At 75.6% G+C, this 22,603-nt stretch carries 1 protein-coding gene; it reads left to right on the top strand.

Features of this window, described 5'->3' with window-relative positions; all coding sequences use genetic code 11:
- Positions 1–12 precede the first annotated feature (12 nt).
- Positions 13–22,578 carry a type I polyketide synthase gene (locus tag FHU28_RS23690; protein WP_184686657.1) on the top strand — a complete coding sequence of 7,522 codons (22,566 nt, stop codon included), beginning with the start codon at positions 13–15 and terminating at the stop codon, positions 22,576–22,578.
- The last annotated feature ends 25 nt before the right edge of the window (positions 22,579–22,603 follow it).

The following is a 22,603-nucleotide window of genomic DNA, read 5'->3' as shown; positions in this document are numbered from 1 at the left end:
GGCGGGTGGGTCATGGCGGACGAAGACAAGCTCCTCGAACACCTGAAGTGGGTGACCTCCGAGCTCCGCCTGGCGCGTCGGCGCCTGACCGAGCTGGAGGACGAGGACGCCGAGCCGATCGCGATCGTCGGCATGGCCTGCCGTTTCCCCGGTGGCGTCGCCTCACCGGAGGACCTCTGGGACGTCGTCGCCGGCGGGGTGGACGCCACCGGCGCGTTCCCCGACGACCGGGGCTGGGACCTCGACCGGCTCTACGACCCCGACCCCGACCACCCCGGCACCACGTACAGCAACCGGGGTGGCTTCCTGCGCGACGCCGGCCTGTTCGACCCGGCCCTGTTCGGGATCTCGCCGCGCGAGGCGCTGGCCATGGACCCGCAGCAGCGGCTCCTGCTCGAGGTGACCTGGGAGGTCTTCGAGCGGGCCGGCATCGACGCCGCGTCGGTGCGGGGCAGCCGTACGGGGGTGTTCGTCGGCACCGCGGGGCAGGACTACACGTCCGTGCTGCGGCAACTGCCCGAGGGCACGGAGGGCTACGTCCTCACCGGCACCGCCGCGAGCGTCATGTCCGGCCGGCTGGCCTACTCCTTCGGACTGGAGGGGCCAGCCGTCACCATCGACACCGCCTGCTCCTCGTCGCTGGTCGCCCTGCACCTCGCCGGCCAGGCCCTGCGCGACGGTGAGTGCTCCCTCGCCGTGGCCGGCGGCGTCACAGTGCTGGCCACGCCGGGCGCCTTCGTCGAGTTCTCCCGCCAGCGGGGGCTCGCCTCCGACGGGCGGTGCAAGGCGTTCTCCGCCGACGCCGACGGGACCGGCTGGTCCGAGGGCGTCGCCATGTTGCTCGTCGAGAAGCTCTCCGACGCCCGGCGCAACGGGCACCCCGTCCTGGCGGTGATCCGGGGCAGCGCCGTCAACCAGGACGGCGCGAGCAGCGGGCTGACCGCCCCCAACGGCCCCGCGCAGCAGCGGGTGATCCGGCAGGCGCTGGAGAACGCCCGGCTCAGTCCGTCCGACGTGGACGCCGTCGAGGCGCACGGCACGGGCACCCGGCTCGGCGACCCGATCGAGGCGCAGGCGCTGCTGGCCACGTACGGGCAGGGCCGCACCGCCGACCGCCCGCTGTGGCTGGGCTCGCTGAAGTCGAACATCGGCCACCCGCAGGCCGCGGCCGGCGCCGGCGGCGTCATCAAGATGGTGATGGCGATGCGGCACGGCGTGCTGCCGCCCACTCTGCACGTGGACCGGCCCTCACCGCACGTCGACTGGTCGACCGGCGCCGTGGCCCTGCTCGACGAGGCGCGCCCGTGGGCCGGCGGTGAGCACGTCCGCAGGGCGGGTGTGTCGTCCTTCGGCATGAGCGGCACGAACGCCCACCTGATCCTGGAGCAGGCGCCGGCCCCCGACCCGGCCGGCGACCACGCCACCCCGTCCCGCCGTCCCGCCGTCGTGCCCATGCTGCTCTCCGCCGCGCAGCCGGCCGCGCTAGCCGCGCAGGCGGACCGGCTGGCCCGTTGGCTTAGCGACGACGAGGAGCCGCGCCCGCTCGATGTGGCCTGGTCGTCGGTGGTGTCCCGCTCGACGCTCGACCGGCGTGCGGTGGTGCTCGCCGGGGACCGTGCGGGCCTGCTGACGGGCCTGGAGTCCCTGGCGGCGGGCGCGCCGTCGGGCACGGTGGTCACGGGCCAGGCCGGGGACCGGGGTCCGCTGGCGGTGCTCTTCTCCGGCCAGGGCGCGCAGCGCGCCGGCATGGGCCGCGAGCTGTACGCCGAGTTCCCCGTCTTCGCCGCCGCCCTCGACGAGGCGTGCGGGCATCTCGACCGGGTGCTGCCGCGCCCGCTCAAGGAGGTGCTGTTCGCGCCGGAGGGCTCCGCCGAGGCGGAGCTGCTGGACCAGACCGCGTTCACCCAGGCCGGGCTCTTCGCCGTCGAGGTGGCCCTGTTCCGCCTCGTGGAGTCGTTCGGCGTGGTGCCGGACTTCGTGGGCGGGCACTCGATCGGTGAGATCGCCGCCGCGCACGTGGCCGGGGTGCTGTCCCTCCAGGACGCCTGCCTGCTGGTGGCGGCGCGGGGCCGGCTCATGCAGTCGCTGCCCGACGGCGGCGGCATGCTCGCCGTGGCCGCCGACGAGGCGGCCGTGACGGAGTCGATCGCCGGGCTGACCGACCGAATCGGCATCGCGGCCGTCAACGGCCCGGCCTCCGTCGTGGTCTCCGGCGCCGTCGACGCCCTCGACGAGGTGGACCGCGTCTGGCGCGACCGGGGCGCGCGTACCCGCCGGTTGGCCGTCAGCCACGCGTTCCACAGCCCGCTGATGGAGCCGGTGCTGGAGCGCTTCCGCGGCATCGTCGAGCGGCTGGACCTCGCCGCCCCCACGCTGCCGATCGTGTCGAACGTGACAGGTGCGCTCGCCGACGCCGACGAGATCCGCACCGCCGGCTACTGGGTACGGCACGTCCGCGAGGCGGTCCGCTACGCCGACGGGCTCGCCGCGCTGCGCGACGCCGGGGTCGACACCTTCCTGGAGGTCGGCCCGCAGAGCGTACTGACCGCGATGACGACCGACGTGCTGCCCGACGACGACGTGCTCGCCGTCGCAGCCCAGCGCCGGGACCGGCCCGAGGCGCAGGCGCTGCTGCACGCCCTCGCCGAGCTGCACGTGCACGGGTCGCCGGTGTCCTGGCGGGAGTGGTTCGCCGACACCGGCGCCGCCCGGGTCGGCCTGCCCACGTACGCCTTCCAGCGGGAGCGGTTCTGGCCCGAGGTGCTGCCGTGGCGGGTCGGCGACGTGTCGGGCGCCGGCCTCGGCGTCGCGGGGCACCCGCTGCTCGGCGCGGCGGTGCGGCTCGCCGGCGACGACGAGGTGGTGCTGACCGGCCGGCTGTCGACGTCGACGCACCCGTGGCTGGCCGACCACGTGGTCGGCGGCAACGTGGTGGTGCCGGGCACCGCCCTGGTGGAGCTGGCGGTCCGCGCCGGCGACGAGGTGGGCGCGTCGCGGGTACGGGAGCTGACCGTGGCGGCGCCGCTGGTGCTGCCCGAGTCCGGGGCGGTACGCGTGCAGGTGCGCGTCGGCGCTGCCGACGACTCCGCCGTGCGGACGGTGTCCGTGTACTCCCAGCCCGAGGATGACGACGACACCGACTGGGTGCGGCACGCCGACGGCCTGCTCGAACCGGTGTCGTCCGACGAGCCGGGGCTCGGTGAGTGGCCGCCGGCGGGCGCGACCGAGGTGGACCTGACCGGCTGGTATCCGGCGCTGGCCGAGCACGGCCTGTCGTACGGGCCGGTGTTCCAGGGCGTACGGCGGGCCTGGACGGCCGACGGTGGGGCGTACGCCGAGGTGGCGCTGCCGGACGGGGCGGCCGGCGAGGCGGGCGCGTTCGGGGTGCACCCGGCGCTGCTGGACGCCGCGCTGCACCCGGTGGCGCTGCTGCTCGAGGCCGAGGCCACGGGCGGGCCGCGCGTGCCGTTCGCGTTCGAGGGCGTGCAGGTGCACGCCTCGGGCGCCCGCACGCTGCGGGTGCGGCTGACCCGGGACGGCTCCGGGGTGCGGCTGGTCGCCTGCGACGGCTCGGGCGCGCCGGTGGTGTCGGTGGACTCGCTGGTGCTACGGGAGATGATCGCGACGGCGACCCGGGGCGGCGCCGCCCGGTCGCTGTACGAGGTGACCTGGCAGGCCGAGCAGATCGAGAGCGTCGACGACCTTCCGGGGTGGGCGGTGCTGGGCCGGCCGGCACCGGACGCGCTGCCGGAGGTACCGGTCTTCGCGGACGTGGCGACCCTGGCGGCGGACGGGGCCACGGCCCGGCAGGTGCTGCTGACGGTGCCCGCCGGCGTTCCGGGCGTCGCCGTGCCGGAGGCCGTGCGGGCGGTCACCAGCGGTGTGCTGGACGTGCTGCGGTCCTGGCTCGCCGCCGAGCCGCTGGCCGACACGAAGCTCGTGGTGGTGACCCGGGGCGCGGTGGCCAGCGGGGACGACGACCAGGTCACCGACCTCGCTGCCGCCGCCGTCTGGGGCCTGCTGCGCTCGGCGCAGTCGGAGCACCCGGGGCGGATCGTCCTCGCCGACGTCGAGGGCGAACTGACCCCCGCGACCCTCGCCGTGCTGGCCGGGGCCGCCGTCGACCCGTCGGTCTCCGGCGGCCAGCTCGCGGTGCGCGGCGAGCGCACCCTCGTGCCGAGGCTGGCGCGGCCGGTGGGCGACGAACTGACCCCGCCGCCCGGCCCGTGGCACCTCGCCCCCGTCACCGGCGGCACCCTGGACGGGATCGCGCCGGTGCCGGCCACGCCCGCGGAACTGGGCGAGGACCAGGTGCGCATCGCGGTGCGCGCGGCCGGCGTGAACTTCCGCGACGTGCTGATCGGCCTGGGCATGTACCCGGATCCGGCGGCCGTGATGGGCAGCGAGGGCGCGGGCGTCGTGGTCGAGGTCGGCCCCGGCGTGACCGACCTGGCGCCCGGCGACCGGGTGATGGGCATGTTCGAACTCGGGTTCAGCCCGCAGGCCGTCGCCCATCGCCGGCGCATCGCCAGGATGCCCGTCGGCTGGTCCTTCACCCAGGCGGCGTCCGTCCCCCTGGTCTTCCTGACGGCGTACTACGCGCTGCGGGACCTCGCCGGGCTGCGGTCCGGCGAGTCGGTGCTGATCCACAACGGCGCCGGTGGCGTAGGCATGGCCGCCATCCAGCTCGCCCACCACCTCGGCGCCACCGTCCACGCGACGGCGAGCCCCGGCAAGTGGGGTGTGCTGCGGGAACTCGGGGTGGCCGAGGAGCGGATCGCGTCGTCGCGGACCACCGAGTTCGAGCAGGTCTTCGGCGCGGCCACCGGCGGTGCCGGCGTGGACGTGGTGCTCGACGCCCTCGCCGGCGATTTCGTGGACGCGTCGCTGCGGCTGCTGCCGCGCGGTGGCCGGTTCGTGGAGATGGGCAAGGCCGACGTACGCGACCCGGAGGCGGTCGCCGCCGACCACCCGGGCGTGGCGTACCGCGCGTTCGACCTGAACGAGGCGGGCAGCACCCGCATCGGCGAGATGCTCACCGAGATCCTCGACCTCTTCGCGCGGGGCGCGCTGCGTCCGCTGCCCGTACGGGCGTGGGACGTGCGTCAGGCCCGGCAAGCGCTGCGGCACGTCAGCCAGGCCCGCCACGTCGGCAAGGTGGTGCTGCGCATCCCCGCGCCCGCCGACCCCGACGGCACCGTGCTGCTCACCGGCGCGGCCGGAACCCTGGCCGGCGTGCTCGCGCGGCACCTCGTCGCCACCGGCCAGGCCCGCCGCCTGCTGCTGGCCTCCCGCCGCGCACCCGGCCGGGACGACGCGTACGCCACCCTGGTCCGGGAACTGACCGCCGCGGGCGCCGACGTCACCGCCGCGGCCGTCGACGTCAGCGACCCCGCCCAGGTCGCCGAGCTGGTCGCCGGGATCGACCCGGCGCACCCGCTGACGGCTGTGGTGCACACCGCCGGGGTGATCGCCGACGCGACCATCGGTTCGCTGGACGATTCCGCCCTGCGTGCGGTGCTGGCGCCGAAGGTGGACGCCGGGTGGGCGTTGCACGAGGCCACGCGGCACCTGGACCTGTCGGCGTTCGTGCTGTTCTCGTCGGTGGCGGCCACCCTCGGCTCGCCGGGGCAGGGCAACTACGCGGCGGCGAACGCGTTCCTCGACGCCCTCGCGCAGCACCGCCGGCAGCAGGGGCTGCCCGCCACCAGCATCGCCTGGGGCATGTGGGCCACCGACAGCACGATGACCGCCCACCTCGACGGCGACGACCAGCAGCGGCTGCGGCGCGTCGGGATGAGCCGGCTCTCCCCGGCCGAGGGCGCCGAACTCTTCGACGCCGCCCTGCCGGCGGCCCGACCGGTGCTCGTCGCGGCCCGCCTCCACGTCACCGGCGAGGCGAGCGGTGTGCCGCCGCTGATGCGGCACCTGCTGCGCGGCGGCGGCCGGCGCCGCACCGCCACCGATCGGCCGAGTGCCGGGGCGTCGTGGCGGGAGCGGCTCGACGGCCTGTCCGAGGCGGACGCCCGGCAGGCGCTCGTCGACCTGGTCTGCGGCCAGGCCGCCACGGTGCTGGGGCACGCCTCGCCACAGGCGGTCCCCGCCGCCCGCGCCTTCAAGGACCTGGGCTTCGACTCGCTGACCTCGGTGGAACTGCGCAACCGCCTCGGTGCGGCCACCGGGCTGCGGCTGACCGCCACGCTGGCCTTCGACCATCCCACCCCGGCCCGGCTGGCCGAGCACCTGTTCGCGCAGCTCGGCCCGGCCACGGGAGCCGGCGCCACCGTCCGTACGGTCGTCACCGCCGACGCCGACGAGCCGATCGCCATCATCGGCATGGCCTGCCGCTACCCCGGCGGCGTCGCCACCCCCGAGCAGCTGTGGCAGCTCGTCACCTCCGGGGCCGACGCCATCGGCGAGTTCCCGGCGGACCGCGGCTGGGACCTCGACCGGCTGTACGGCACGGACGGCGACCAGGCCGGCGGCACCGTCACCCACCAGGGCGGCTTCCTCTACGACGCGGCCGACTTCGACGCCGGCTTCTTCAACATCAGCCCCCGTGAGGCCCTCGCCATGGACCCGCAGCAGCGGCTGCTGCTGGAGACCGCCTGGGAGAGCTTCGAGTACGCCCGCATCGACCCCGCCGCCCTCAGCGGCACCGCCACCGGCGTCTTCGTCGGCGCCGCCTCATCCGGCTACGCCACCAGCGGACGCGACGACCTGGACGGCCTCGAGGGGCACCTGCTGACCGGCACGGCGGGCAGCGTCGCCTCCGGGCGGGTCGCCTACATGTTCGGCCTCGAAGGCCCGGCGGTCACCGTCGACACCGCCTGCTCCTCGTCGCTGGTGGCGCTGCACCTCGCCGCCCAGGCGCTGCGCGGCGGCGAGTGCGACATGGCCCTGGCCGGCGGGGTGGCGCTGATGGCGCAGCCCGGCATGTTCTCCGAGTTCTCCCGGCAGGGCGGCCTCGCCCCGGACGGGCGGTGCAAGGCATTCGCCGCCGGCGCGGACGGCACCGGCTGGTCCGAGGGCGTCGGCATGCTGCTCGTGGAGCGCCTCTCCGACGCCCGGCGCAACGGGCACCGGGTGCTCGCCGTGCTGCGTGGCTCCGCCGTGAACCAGGACGGCGCGTCCAACGGGCTGACCGCGCCGAACGGCCCGTCGCAGCAGCGGGTCATCCGCCAGGCCCTGGAGAACGCGCGGCTCGCCCCGACCGACGTGGACGCGGTCGAGGCGCACGGCACCGGCACCGTCCTCGGCGACCCGATCGAGGCGCAGGCGGTGCTGGCCACCTACGGCCAGGACCGTGCCGCCGGCGAGCCGCTCTGGCTCGGCTCGATCAAGTCGAACATCGGCCACTCCCAGGCGGCCGCCGGGGTGGCCGGCGTGATCAAGATGGTGCTGGCGATGCGGCACGGCGTGCTGCCGCCGACCCTGCACGTGGACGAGCCCTCGCCCCACGTCGACTGGAGTGCCGGAGCCGTCGCCCTGCTCACCGAGGCCCGGCCGTGGCCCGCCGTCGACCGGCCCCGCCGGGCCGCCGTGTCGTCGTTCGGCATCAGTGGCACCAACGCGCACACCATCATCGAGCAGGCGCCCGGCGAGCCGGCCCCGACGCCCGTGCCGGCGGGGCACGTTCCCGGCCTTGTCGGGCCCGCCGCCGTACCCCTGCCGGTCTCCGGCAGAAGCCCCCGCGCGCTCCGGGCGCAGGCTGCCCGCCTCGGCGAACGGCTCGCCGGCGACGCCGACCTCGACCCGCGGGACCTCGGCTTCTCCCTGGCCACCCAGCGGGCGCATCACCCGTACCGCGCGGTCGTCGTGGCCACCGGCCGGGACGACGCGCTCGCCCGGCTGGCCGCCCTCGCCGACGGCGACACCTCCCCGGCGGGCGTGGACGCCGCGTCGAAGGTCGCCTTCGTCTTCCCCGGCCAGGGCTCCCAGTGGACTTCGATGGCGCTGGACCTGATGGAGACCTCGCCGGTCTTCCGGCAGCGGATGGACGAGTGCGCCGAGGAGCTGTCCCGGCTGGTCGACTGGAACCTGGGGGACGTGCTGCGGCAGGCGCCCGGCGCGCCGCCCCTGGACCGGGTGGACGTGGTCCAGCCCGCGCTCTTCTCCGTCATGGTGTCCCTCGCGCAGCTCTGGCGCGCGTGCGGCGTCGAACCGGCCGCCGTCATCGGGCATTCGCAGGGGGAACTCGCCGCGGCCTGCGTCGCCGGCGCGTTGACCCTCGCCGAAGCCGCGCGGCTCGTCGTGGCGCGCAGCCGCGGCCTGCTGTCGATCGCGGGTCGCGGCGGCATGGTCTCCGTGCCGCTCCCGGCCGCCGACACCGAGCGGCTCATCGCGCCGTGGCGGGGCAGCCTCTCCGTCGCCGCCCTCAACGGCGCCGCCGTGACAGTGGTCGCCGGCGACTCGGCGTCGGTCGCCGAACTGCTCGCGCACTGTGCCGAGCGCGACGTCCGCGCCCGGCAGATCGCCGTCGACTTCGCGGCGCACAGCGGCCACGTCGACCCGATCCGCGACGAGGTGACCGCCCGGTTCGGCACTGTGGACCCCCGCTCCAGCACCGTGCCCTTCCACTCCACAGTCACCGGCGAGCCGATCGACACCGCCGGGCTCGACGCCGACTACTGGTACCGCAACCTGCGGGAGCCGGTCCGGCTCGCGCCGGTCGTGGACCAGCTGATCGAGCAGGGCTTCCGGACGTTCGTCGAGGTCAGCCCGCACCCCGTACTCAAGATCGCCGTGCAGGACGCGCTCGACCGGAAGACCGACGGCGGCGTGGTGGTGGGCTCGCTGCGCCGCGACGGGCACGGGCCCCGTCAGCTACTGGCCAACCTCGGCGAGCTGCACGTCGCCGGCGTGCCCGTCGACTGGTCGCGCGTCTTCGCCGGCTCCGGCGCCACCCCTGTCGACCTGCCCACGTACGCCTTCCAGCGGGACCGGTTCTGGCCGGTGCTCGACCGCTCCGCCACCGGCGACGTGTCGGGCGCGGGGCTGGGCGCGGCCGGGCACGGGCTGCTCGGCGCGGCGGTGCGCCTCGCCGGCGACGACGAGGTCGTGCTGACCGGCCGGCTGTCGGCGTCCACGCACCCGTGGCTCGCCGACCACGTGGTCGGCGGCGCCATGGTGCTGCCGGGCACGGCCCTCGTCGAGCTCGCGGTGCGCGCCGGCGACGAGGTCGGCGCCTCCCGGGTGCGGGAACTGACCGTCGCCGCGCCGCTGGTGCTGCCGAACCCGGGCGCGATCCGCGTGCAGGTGCGCGTCGGCGCGGCCGACGGCTCCGGAACCCGGAGCGTGGCGGTGCACTCGCAGCCCGACGGCGACCCCGAGGACCCCTGGACGCGGCACGCCGACGGTCTGCTGGAGCAGGCCACCGACGAGCCGGCGTTGGGCTCCTGGCCGCCGGCCGGAGGCACCGAGGTGGACCTCGCCGGCTGGTACCCGGCGCTCGCGGAGCGCGGCCTGGCCTACGGACCGGCGTTCCGGGGCCTGCGGCGGCTGTGGACCGCCGGCGACGAGGTGTACGCCGAGGTGACCCTGCCGGACGAGGCGGCCGGCGACGCCGACGGCTTCGCCGTGCACCCGGCGCTGCTGGACGCCGCCCTGCACCCCGTCGGGCTGCTGCTGGCCGAGCGCTCCGGCGGACCGCGCGTGCCGTTCGCGTTCGAGGGCGTACAGGTGCACGCCTCCGGCGCCCGGACGCTGCGGGTGCGGCTGACCCGGGCGGGCTCGCGCGTGCGGCTGGTGGCCGGGGACGAGTCCGGCGTGCCCGTGGTGTCAGTCGAGTCGCTCGCCCTGCGGGAGATGACCGACGCCACCGGCGCGGAGGCCGCGGAGCGGTCGATGTTCGAGGTGACGTGGCAGGCCGAGACGGTAACCCCGGCGCGGGACGTCTCCGGCTGGGTGCTGCTCGGCGACGGACCCGCCCCGGCGGACCTCGTCACGCCGGTGTTCCCGACCGTCGGCGAGCTGACCGCGGCGGTCTCGGCCGGTACGGTCGAGGCGCCCCGCGCGCTCGTGGTCCCCGTGCCCGCCGGCACCCCGGAGGGCGACCTGCCCGACGAAGTCCGTACGGCCACCGCCCGAGTCCTGGCCGTGCTGCACTCCTGGCTGGACAGTGAGGCGCTGGCCGACACCACGCTCGTGGTGCTGACCCGCGCGGCGGTGGCCGCCACCCCGGCGGACGCGGTGCGGGACCTGCCCGGCGCGGCGGTCTGGGGCCTGCTGCGCTCGGCCCAGTCCGAGCACCCGGGGCGGATCGTCCTCGCCGACGTCGACGGGGAACTCACCCCGGCCACCCTCGCCGTGCTGGCCACCGTGGCCCAGGACCCGTCGCCGACCGGCGGCCAGGTGGCCGTACGCGGCAACGAGGTGCGCACGCCCCGCCTGGGCCGGCCCGCCGGCCAGGCCGCCGACGAACTAGTCCCGCCGGACGGACTGTGGCGGGTCGGGGCGGTCAGCCCCGGCACCCTCGACGGGGTCGGCATGGTGCCCGCCACCTCCGCCGCCCTGGACGCGGGCCAGGTGCGCATCGCGGTGCGCGCGGCCGGCGTGAACTTCCGCGACGTGCTGATCGGCCTGGGCATGTACCCGGATCCGGCGGCCGTGATGGGCAGCGAGGGCGCGGGCGTCGTGGTCGAGGTCGGCCCCGGCGTGACCGACCTGGCGCCCGGCGACCGCGTGCTCGGCATGTTCGAGCCGGCCTTCGCCCCCGAGGTGATCGCCACCCGCGACCTCGTGGCGAAGATCCCCGCCGGCTGGTCGTTCGCGCAGGCCGCCTCCGTGCCGGTGGTGTTCCTGACCGCGTACTACGCGCTGCGGGACCTCGCCGGGCTGCGGTCCGGCGAGTCGGTGCTGATCCACAACGGCGCCGGTGGCGTAGGCATGGCCGCCATCCAGCTCGCCCGGCACTGGGGCGCGACGGTCCACGCCACCGCCAGCCCCGGCAAGTGGGGCGTGCTGCGGGAACTCGGGGTGGCCGAGGAGCGGATCGCGTCGTCGCGGACCACCGAGTTCGAGCAGGTCTTCGGCGCGGCCACCGGCGGTGCCGGCGTCGACGTGGTGCTCGACGCCCTCGCCGGTGAGTTCGTGGACGCGTCGTTGCGGCTGCTGCCGCGCGGTGGCCGGTTCGTGGAGATGGGCAAGGCCGACGTACGCGACCCCGAAACGGTCGCCGCCGGGCATCCGGGCGTCACCTACCGCGCGTTCGACCTCAACGAGGCCGGGCACGGGCGCATCGGGGAGATGCTCACCGAGCTGCTCGACCTGTTCGCGCGCGGCGCGCTGCGCCCGCTACCCCTGCGGGCGTGGGACGTGCGCCAGGCCCGGCAGGCACTGCGCCACATGAGTCAGGCCCGCCACATCGGCAAGGTCGTCCTGCGGGTGCCCGCCCCCGCCGACCCGGACGGCACCGTGCTCGTCACCGGCGCCGGGGGCGCCCTCGCCGGCGTGTTCGCCCGGCACCTCGTCGCCACCGGCCAGGCCCGGCACCTGCTGCTGGCCTCCCGCCGTGGCCCCGAGCACTACCGGGAGCTGGTCGACGAGCTGACCCGCGCGGGCGCCCGGGTCACCGCCGGCACCGCCGACGTGACCGACCCCGCGCAGGTGACCCGGCTGCTGGAACTGGTGGACCCGGCGCACCCGCTGACGGCTGTGGTGCACACCGCCGGCGTGATCGCCGACGCGACCATCGGTTCGCTGGACGATTCCGCCCTGCGTACGGTGCTGGCGCCGAAGGTGGACGCCGGGTGGGCGTTGCACGAGGCCACGCGGCACCTGGACCTGTCGGCGTTCGTGCTGTTCTCGTCGGTGGCGGCCACCCTCGGCTCGCCGGGGCAGGGCAACTACGCGGCCGCGAACGCGTTCCTCGACGCCCTCGCCCGGCACCGGCGTGAGCAGGGGCTGCCCGCCACCAGCCTCGCCTGGGGGCTGTGGGCGACCAGCAGCGCCATGACCGCCCACCTGGGCGGCAACGAGCACCGCAAGGCGATCCGCGCCACCAGCGCCCCGTTGACCGACCGGCAGGGCATGGCGCTGTACGAGCTGGCGCGACAACGCGGCGCGGCGCACCTCGTCCTCATGAACCTGCCGCCGGCGTCGCGGGCGACCGGCCAGAACGTGCCCAGCCTGCTGCGGGACCTGGTCCGCGCGGGCGGACCGGCCCGGCGCGCGGTGGGTCGCGGCCTCGCGGACACCGCCTCCGTACGCGACCGGCTGGCGACGCTCGGCCCGGCCGAGCGGCGCTCCCACCTGCTCGACCTGGTGGCCGCCAGCGTGGCGGCAGTGCTCGGGCACCGCTCGGCGGAGACCGTCGACGCCCAGCGCGCCTTCAAGGAGCTGGGCTTCGACTCGCTCACCTCGGTGGAGCTGCGCAACCGGCTCTCCGCCGCTACCGGCCTGCGGCTGCCCGCCACCGTGGCGTTCGACTACCCGACCCCGGTGGTGCTCGCCGAGTTCCTGGACCGGGAGCTCGGCGGCGCGGCAGTCGTGGACCGGCCCGCCGCGGTCGGCACCGCCGCCGCCCTCGACGAACCGATCGCCATCATCGGCATGGCCTGCCGGTTCCCCGGCGACGTGCAGACCCCCGAGCAGCTGTGGGACGTGGTCACCGCCGGCACCGACGTCATCTCGCCCTTCCCCACCGACCGGGGCTGGAACCTCGACGACCTGCGCGCCGGCGGCCAGGACCCGGACGCCGTACCGCGGCAGGGCGGCTTCCTCCACGACGCCGCCCAGTTCGACGCCGCCTTCTTCGGGATCTCCCCCCGCGAGGCCCTGGCCATGGACCCGCAGCAGCGGCTGCTGCTGGAGACCTCCTGGGAGGCATTCGAGCGGGCCGGGATCGACCCCCACTCGGCGCGGGGCAGCAGCACCGGCGTCTACGTCGGGCTCATCTACCACGACTACGCCTCCCAGGCCGCCGGCGGCACCGACGACCTGGACGGCCACGTCGGCAACGGCAGCGCCGGCAGCGTCGCCTCCGGCCGCATCTCGTACCTGTTCGGCCTGGAGGGCCCCGCCGTCACCGTCGACACCGCCTGCTCGTCGTCGCTGGTGGCGCTGCACCTGGCCACCCAGGCGCTGCGGCAGGACGAGTGCCGCCTCGCCCTCGCCGGCGGGGTGAGCGTCATGTCCACCCCCGGCATGCTCACCGAGTTCTCCCGGCAGCGCGGCCTGTCGCCCGACGGGCGGTGCAAGGCGTTCGGCGCAGGCGCCGACGGCACCGGCTTCGCCGAGGGCGTCGGCATGCTCCTGCTGGAGCGCCTCTCCGACGCGCAGCGCAACGGCCACCGGGTGCTCGCCGTCGTCCGGGGCAGCGCCGTCAACCAGGACGGCGCCAGCAGCGGCCTGACCGCGCCGAACGGCCCCGCTCAGCAGCGGGTGATCCGGCAGGCGCTCGCCAACGCCCGGCTCGCCACCACCGACGTCGACGCCGTCGAGGCGCACGGCACCGGCACCGCCCTCGGCGACCCGATCGAGGCGCAGGCGCTGCTGGCCACGTACGGGCAGGGCCGACCGCAGGACCATCCACTGTGGCTGGGGTCGGTCAAGTCGAACATCGGCCACGCCCAGGCGGCGGCCGGTGTCGCCGGTGTGATCAAGATGGTGCTGGCGATGCGGCACGGCATCCTGCCGCCGACCCTGCACGCCGAGAAGCCGTCCCCGCACATCGACTGGACGGCCGGGTCGGTCGCCCTTCTCACCGAGGCGCGGCCGTGGCCGGCCGTCGACCGGCCCCGCCGCGCGGCGGTGTCGTCGTTCGGCATCAGCGGCACCAACGCCCACACCATCGTCGAGCAGGCCCCCGAGCCCGCCCCGGCGCAGGCCGCACCCGCCACGGGCGTCCCGGGCGACCTCGTCGCCTGCGTCCTGTCGGCCCGCGACGCCGCCGCCCTGCACGAGCAGGCACGCCGGCTGCGGACCCTCGTCGACGGCGAGCCGGACCTGACCATCGCCGACGTCGGCCGGGCGCTCGCCACCGCCCGCAGCGCCTTCGAGCACCGCGCCGTGCTGCTGCCCGGCGACCGCGCCGGACTGCTCGCCGCCCTCGGCGCGCTGGCCGACGACGAGCCCTCGGCCGCCGTCGTGCGGGGAATCGCCCGCAGCGGCCGCACCGCCGTCCTCTTCTCCGGCCAGGGCGCGCAGCGCGCCGGTATGGGTCGTGAGCTGTACGGGGCGTTCCCGGTGTTCGCCGCGGCCCTGGACGAGGTGTGTGCTCACCTGGATCCGCTGCTGCCGCGTGCGCTGCGGGAGGTGTTGTTCGCCGGGGTGGATATGCCCGGGGCGGGGTTGCTGGATCAGACGGTGTTCACGCAGGCGGGGCTGTTCGCGGTCGAGGTGGCGTTGTTCCGGCTGGTCGAGTCGTTGGGTGTCGTGCCGGACCTGGTGGCCGGGCACTCCATCGGTGAGATCGCGGCGGCGCACGTGGCGGGCGTGCTCTCCCTGGCCGACGCGTGTGCGCTGGTCGCGGCGCGGGGTCGGCTGATGCAGGCCCTGCCGGCTGGTGGCGGCATGCTCGCCGTCGCCGCCGACGAGGCCGCGGTGGCCGAGTCGATCGTCCCGCTCGCCGACCGGGTCGGCGTCGCCGCCGTCAACGGCCCCACCGCCGTGGTGGTCTCCGGCGCCGCCGAGGCCCTCGACGAGGTGCAGCGGGCCTGGACGGACCGGGGTGTGCGTACCCGCCGGCTCACCGTCAGCCACGCGTTCCACAGCCCGCTCATGGAGCCGATGCTGGCCGAGTTCCGGCAGACGCTCGACGGGCTGACGTTCCACTGGCCCGTCCTGCCGATCGTGTCGAACCTGACCGGGCAGGTCGCCGACCCCGACGAGATCGGCACCCCCGACTACTGGGTCCGCCACGTACGCGAGACCGTCCGGTTCGCCGACGGGATCGCGAGCCTGCGCGAGCGCAACGTCCGTACCTTCCTCGAACTGGGCCCCGACGCGGTGCTCGCCGGCATGGTGGGCGCCTGCCTGCCGGACGACGACGCGGCGGCGGTCGTGGCGACCCTGCGCCCCGGCCGACCCGAGCCGGCGTCGCTGGTCCACGCGCTTGCGGAGCTGTACGCGCACGGCACGCCGGTCACCTGGACCGCCCTCCTGCCGGCCGGAACCCGCCCCGTCGACCTGCCGACGTACCCGTTCCAGCGGCAGCGCTTCTGGCCGGCCGTGGGCCGGCTGCGCGCCGGCGACGTCAGCGGCGCCGGCCTCGGCGTGGCCGAGCACGGGCTGCTCGGCGCTGCCGTGGACCTGGCCGGCGACGACGAGATCGTGCTGACCGGCCGGATCTCCCCGACCACCCACCCCTGGCTGGCCGACCACGTCGTCTCCGGCGTGCCGCTGGTCCCGGGCACGGCCCTCGTGGAGCTGGCCGTCCGCGCCGGCGACGAGGCGGACCTGCCGCGGCTGCGGGACCTGACGGTGCTCGTGCCGCTGGTGCTCCCCGAGTCCGGCGCCGTACGGATCCAGGTGCGGGTGTCCGCGTCGGATTCGCTGCAGCGCCCCGTCGCCGTCTACTCCCGCCCCGACGACGACCCCGAGGCGGGCTGGACCCGGCACGCGGAGGGCGTGCTGGAACCGGCCACGGCCGACGAACCGCAGCCGGCCGCCTGGCCGCCCGCCGGCGCCACCGAGGTGGACCTGACCGGCTGGTACCCGGCGCTCCTTGAACACGGCCTGTCGTACGGGCCGGCGTTCCAGGGGCTGCGCCGGGTGTGGACCGGCGAGGACGACGTCTTCGCCGAGGTGGTCCTGCCGGACGACGCGGCGGCGGAGGCGGCTCGCTTCGGCGTGCACCCGGCGCTGCTGGACGCCGCCCTGCACCCGATCGGGCTGTTGCCCGGCGCCGAGGAGACGGGCGGGCCGCGCGTACCGTTCGCCTTCGAGGGCGTGCAGGTGCACGCCTCCGGCGCGAGGCTGCTGCGGGTGCGGTTGACCCGCAACGGCTCCGCGGTGCGGCTGACCGCCCGCGACGAGGCGGGCGCGCCGGTGGTGTCGGTGGACTCCCTCGTCCTGCGGGAGCTGACCGGCGTGGCCGCCCCGAACGCGGCGTCGCGTTCCCTGTTCGAGGTGGCCTGGCAGGCCGAGGAGGCCGACCCGGTCGACGACGCGTCGGGCTGGGCGGTGCTGGGCGGGCCGGCCCTGCCGGGCGTCCCCGGTGGCCCCTCCGCCGAGACGATCCGGCAGCTGCGCGCCGCCATCGACGCCGGCATCGCCCCGCCGCGCCTGCTGCTCTTCACGCCGGCCGCGTCGCCCGCCGACGACGGCGACCCGGCGGAGGCCGTACGCACGGTCACCGCCGACGTGCTGGGCCTGGTGCAGGAGTGGCTGGCCGTCGACGCGCTGGCCGACTCGAAGCTCGTGGTGGTGACCCGGGGCGCGCTGGCCGTCCGCGCCGGGGACCGGGTGAGCGACCTGGCCGCCGCGGCCGTGTGGGGCCTGCTGCGCTCCGTGCAGTCCGAGCACCCCGGTCGCATCGTCCTGGCCGACGTCGACGACGCGATCAACCCCGGCACGCTGGGCGTCCTGGCCCGCTTCGCCGCGGACCCGGCCGGCGGTCAGGTCGCGGTGCGTGCGGGTGCGGTGTTCGTGCCGCGTCTGGTGCGCGCGGTCGCCCCGGTGTCGGTGGAGACGCCGGTCGTGGGTGACGGTGCGGTGCTGGTGACCGGTGGTACGGGTGCGCTCGGGGCGTTGGTGGCGGAGCATCTGGTGTCGGTGCATGGTGTGCGGTCGCTGGTGTTGGTGTCGCGTCGTGGTCCGGAGGCTGCGGGTGCGGGTGAGTTGTCGGAGCGGTTGTCCGCGTTGGGTGCGTCGGTGCGGGTGGTGGCCTGTGACGTGACGGACCGGGACCAGGTGTTCGGTCTGGTGGCGGAGGTCGTTGCCGGGGGTCGGCTGGCGGGTGTGGTGCACACGGCTGGTGTGTTGGATGACGGTGTGGTGGAGGGGCTGACGGCGGAGCGGTTGGCGGGGGTGTTGGCGCCGAAGGTGTCGGCGGGTTGGCTGTTGCACGAGGCGACGGCGGGTCTTGATCTGGATCTGTTCGTGGTGTTCTCGTCGGTGGCGGGTGTGTTGGGTTCGCCGGGTCAGTCGGCGTATGCGGCGGGCAACGCGTTCCTGGACGGGCTTGCGGTCCATCGGCGGCAGCTCGGGTTGCCTGCGGTGAGTCTGGCGTGGGGGATGTGGGACACCGCCGGCATGGCCGCCTCGATCGGCGGCAACGACCGGGCCCGTACGGCACGCGCCGGACTCCGACCGATGAACGCCCACACCGGCCTGGAACTCTTCGACGCCGCCGTGGGGGCACAGCGGGCGGCGCTGGTGCCGGCCGCGATCGACGTACCCGCGCTGCGGGCGGCAGCCGCCGGCGCGGTCGTACCGCCGATGCTGCGCAACCTGGTCGACGTGGCGACGACCCGCCGCCGCGCCGGCCAGGGCGCCCCCGGCGGATGGGCCGACCGCCTCACCGGCCTCAGCGCAGAGGACGGCCTCGCGCAGGTCGACCAGCTGATCCGGGGCCTGGTCGCGCAGGTTCTCGGGCACGGCGGCGCCGAGGCGGTGCCGGCCGACCGGGCGTTCAAGGACCTGGGCTTCGACTCGCTGACCGCCGTCGAGCTGCGCAACCGGGTGAACGGCGCGACCGGCCTGCGCCTCACCTCGACCCTGGTGTTCGACCACCCGTCCCCGCAGGTCCTGGCGGCCCACGTGTACGCGGAACTCGCCGGCACCCGGCCCGGCGCCGTCACGACCGACGAGGCGGCGACCGGCGACGCCGACGAGGCGATCGCGATCGTCGGCATGGCCTGCCGCTACCCCGGCGGGGTGGAGTCTCCCGACGAGCTGTGGAAGCTGGTCAGCACCGGTGGGGAGGGCATCGGGGAGTTCCCGGCCGACCGGGGCTGGGACCTGGAGTCCCTGTACGACCCGGACCCCGACCACGCCGGCACCTCGTACACCCGCCACGGCGGCTTCCTGTACGGCGCGGCGGAGTTCGACCCCGGCTTCTTCGGCATCTCGCCGCGCGAGGCCCTCGCCATGGACCCGCAGCACCGGCTGCTGCTGGAGGCGTCCTGGGAGACGTTCGAGTCGGCGGGCCTGGACCCGTCGGGCCTGCGGGGCAGCCGGACCGGTGTCTTCGCGGGCGTCATCTACCACGACTACTCGACGCGCCTGATGGAGACGCCCGAGGTCGAGGGCTACATCGGCACCGGCAACTCGGGCAGCGTGCTGTCGGGCCGGGTGGCGTACACCTTCGGGCTGGAGGGCCCGGCGGTGACCGTGGACACGGCCTGCTCGTCCAGCCTGGTGGCGTTGCATCTCGCGGTGCAGGCGTTGCGCAGTGGCGAGTGTGATCTGGCGTTGGCCGGTGGTGTGACGGTGATGGCGACGCCGGGGACGTTCATCGAGTTCTCCCGGCAGCGTGGTCTGTCGGCCGACGGTCGGTGTAAGTCGTTCGCGGCGTCGGCGGATGGCACGGGCTGGTCCGAGGGCGTCGGTGTGCTGCTGGTGCAGCGGCTCTCCGACGCCCAGCGTGAGGGCCGGAAGATCTACGCCGTGGTGCGGGGCACGGCGGTGAATCAGGACGGTGCGTCGAACGGTCTGACGGCGCCGAACGGTCCGTCGCAGCAGCGGGTGATCCGGCAGGCGCTGGCGTCGGCGCGGCTGTCGCCGTCCGACGTGGACGTGGTGGAGGCGCACGGCACGGGTACGACGCTGGGTGATCCGATCGAGGCGCAGGCTGTCCTGGCCACGTACGGGCAGGACCGGCAGGGGCGGGAGCCGTTGTGGCTCGGGTCGGTGAAGTCGAACATCGGGCACGCACAGGCGGCTGCCGGTGTGGCCGGTGTGATCAAGATGGTGTTGGCGATGCGGCACGGTCTGGTGCCGGCGACGTTGCATGTGGACGAGCCGTCGCCGCATGTGGACTGGTCGGCGGGGGCGGTGGCCCTGGCTACGGAGGCGACCCCGTGGCCGCGGGTGGACCGGCCGCGTCGGGCGGCGGTGTCGTCGTTCGGGATCTCCGGCACGAACGCGCATGTGATCATCGAGCAGCCGCCTGCTGAGGTGGTTGAGGGGGAGGTTGTCGCCGGCGACGTGCCGCCGGTGGTGCCGGTGCTGCTGTCCGCGCGCTCCGACGCGGCACTCGCCGGCCAGGCGGGCCGGTGGGCGCGGTGGCTGAGCGTCGACGAGGCCCGACGTGGCGTGGATGTGGCCTGGTCGTCGGTGGCGTCCCGGTCGGCGTTGGAGCACCGGGCGGTGGTGTCCGGGGCGAGCCGGGACGAACTGCTGGCGGGCCTCGCGGCAGTGGCGGCCGGCGAGCCGTCGGGGGCTGTCGTGACCGGTTCCGCCGCCGCACGCGGCCAGCTGGCGCTGCTGTTCTCGGGTCAGGGTGCGCAGCGTGCGGGGATGGGCCGGGAGTTGTCCGCCCTGTTCCCGGTGTTCGCCGCCGCGCTGGACGAGGTGTGTGCACACCTCGATCCGTTGTTGCCGCGTCTGTTGCGGGAGGTGCTGTTCGCTGAGGCGGGTAGTGCTGAGGCGGGGTTGCTGGATCAGACGGTGTTCACGCAGGCGGGGTTGTTCGCGGTCGAGGTGGCGTTGTTCCGCCTGGTGGAGTCGTTCGGGATTGTTCCCGACATGCTGGCCGGTCATTCGATCGGTGAGGTGACGGCGGCGCATGTCGCGGGTGTGTTGTCCCTGGCGGATGCGTGTGTGTTGGTGGCGGCGCGGGGTCGGTTGATGCAGGCGTTGCCGGCGGGTGGCGGGATGTTGGCGGTGGCGGCGGACGAGGCTTCGGTGGGGGAGTCGATCGCGGGGTTGGCGGACGTCGGTGTTGCGGCGGTCAACGGTCCGGCTGCTGTGGTGGTGTCGGGTGCGGTGGAGGCGTTGGATGAGGTGGAGCGGGTCTGGCGGGGTCGGGGTGTGCGTACGCGCCGGTTGTCGGTGAGTCATGCGTTCCACAGTCCGTTGATGGAGCCGATGCTGGCGGAGTTCCGGGCGGTGCTGGAGGGGCTGGCTTTCGCGGCGCCGTTGTTGCCGGTGGTGTCGAATGTGACCGGTGCGCTGGCTGACGCCGAGGAGATCCGCAGCCCGGAGTACTGGGTGCGGCATGTGCGGGAGGCTGTGCGCTATGCCGACGGTGTCGCTGCCCTGCGGGCTGCTGGGGTGGATACGTTCCTGGAGGTCGGCCCGCAGAGTGTGCTGACCGCGATGAACGCCGACGTGCTCGCCGAGGACGCGCTCGCGGTGGCTGTGCAGCGCCGGGACCGGTCCGAGACGCAGGCGTTGCTGCATGCCCTGGCCGAGCTGCACGTCCACGGGGTGCCGGTGTCCTGGACGCAGTGGTTCACCGACACCGGTGCCGCCCGGGTCGACCTGCCCACGTACGCCTTCCAGCACCAGCGGTACTGGCCCGAGCCGGCGAGCCGGCCGCGGCAGACGGCGACCCACGGCGGCGACGCCGACTTCTGGAACGCCGTCGAACGCGGCGACCTGAGCGCCCTCGCCGCCCAGTTCGGCGACGACGGCGCCGCCCTGGACGCCCTCACCCCGGCCCTGCCGGTCCTGTCGACCTGGCACCGGGCGCGCACGCAGCGGGCCGTCCTGGACGCATGGTCGTACCGCGTCGGATGGAAGCGCGCCGACATCACCGCCGGCCCGGCGCGGCCCGGCGCGTGGCTGCTCGTGACGGCGCAGGACGACCTGGCGGACGGCACCCGGGCGGAGGCGGTCACCAAGGCCCTCGCCGAGGTCGGCGCCGACGTGGTCCGGCTCACCGTCGACCCGGCCGGCACCGACCGGGCGGGCCTCGCCCGGCGGCTGGGCGACGCGCTGGCCGACGGTCCCGTCACCGGCGTGCTCTCCCTGCTCGGCCTCCGCGACCAGCCGCACCCCGCCCACCCGGCCGTGCCGGTCGGGACGGCCGCCACGCTGCTGCTGCTCCAGGCGCTGCACGACACCGGGGCGACGACCCGGCTGTGGTGCCTGACGCAGGGCGCGGTCAGCACCGGCGACGGGGACACCGTGCACGCTGCCGTCCAGAGCGGGCTCTGGGGCCTGGGGCTCGTGGCGGGCCTGGAACACCCCCACCTGTGGGGCGGGCTGGTGGATCTGCCCGAGCAGGCCGACGCGACGGCCTGGGACCGGCTGGCGCGGGTGGTGACCGGCGCCGGCGACGAGGACCAGCTTGCCGTACGCCCCTCCGGGGTGTTCGTCCGTCGCCTGGTCCGCTCGGCGCCCGCCGCCCCCGACACGGCGCAGCGGTGGCGGCCGTCCGGCACCGTGCTGGTCACCGGCGGCACGGGCGCGCTGGGCGCGCACGTGGCCCGCTGGGCGGCGGCCGACGGGGCGGAGCACGTCGTGCTGACCAGCCGCCGCGGCGAGCGCGCCCCCGGGGCGGCCGAGCTGTGCGAGGAGCTCACCGCCCAGGGCGTACGGGCGTCGGTCGTGGCCTGCGACGTCGCCGATCGCGACCAGGTGGCGGAGCTGCTGGCCCGCCTCGACGAGGATCCCGCGCCGCTGACGGCCGTGGTCCACGCGGCGGGCGCCGGCGAGTCCGGGCTGATCGCCGACACCGACCTGGCCGCGTTCGCGGGCGTGCTCGACGGCAAGGTGGCCGGCGCGCTGCACCTGGACGCCCTGCTCGGCGACCGGCCGCTGGACGCGTTCGTGCTCTTCTCCTCCATCGCCGGGGTGTGGGGCAGCGGCGGGCAGTCCGCGTACGCCGCCGGCAACGCCTTCCTCGACGCGCTCGCCGAGCAGCGGCGCGGCCGGGGCCTGGCGGCGACGTCCGTGGCCTGGGGACCGTGGGCCGACGGCGGCATGGCCACCGGCGAAGCCCGGCAGATGCTGGCCCGGCGCGGCCTGACCGCCATGGCGCCGGCCGACGCCGTGCACGCCATGCGGTACGCCGCCGGCCTGCCCAGGGCGGCGCTGACCGTGGCGGACGTCGACTGGGCGGTCTTCGCCCCGGCGTACGCCTCGGCCCGCCCCCGGCCGCTGCTCGACGACATCGCCGAGGCCCGGGAGGCGCTGCACGCCCACGCCGTGGAGCAGCAGCCCGGCGGTGCCGCCGACGCCCTGCGGGAGCACCTGCTAACCCTGCCCCGCCCCGAGCGGGTCCGGCACATGGTCGACCTGGTCCGTACCCACGCCTCGGCCGTGCTCGGCCACGCGGGCACGGACCGGGTCAAGCCGCAGCGGGCGTTCAAGGAGCTCGGATTCGACTCGCTGACGGCGGTCGAGCTGCGCAACCGACTGACCGGCGTCACCGGCCTGTCGCTGCCCGCGACCCTCGTCTTCGACTACCCGAACCCGGCCGTGCTCGCCGAGAACCTGCTCGACGGCCTGCTGCCCGAGGCGGCGCAGGCGGACGACGGCGACCCGGCGGAGGCGGCCGTCCGGCAGACGCTCGCGGCGATCCCGCTGGCCCGCCTCCGTGAGGCCGGGCTGCTGGACCTGCTGCTCAACCTCGCCGACACCGACGGCGACGACGGTGACGAGTCCACCGACGAGGACCTGGACCTCGACGACCTCGACACCGACGCCCTCGTCAGGCTGGCGCTTGACGGAACCGATTCCTGACCGTTGTCCCCAGTACGGAGCTCAT

This window comes from Micromonospora echinospora (assembly GCF_014203425.1).
Lineage (GTDB): Bacteria > Actinomycetota > Actinomycetes > Mycobacteriales > Micromonosporaceae > Micromonospora > Micromonospora echinospora_A.
The sequence above is the reverse complement of the archived record's forward strand: the minus strand, read 5'-3'. Positions and strand labels throughout refer to the sequence as shown.

Excerpts from the sequence above, each read along its gene's own strand:
- FHU28_RS23690 (WP_184686657.1), top strand. The coding sequence starts at position 13 with ATGGCGGACGAAGACAAGCTCCTCGAACACCTGAAGTGGGTGACCTCC.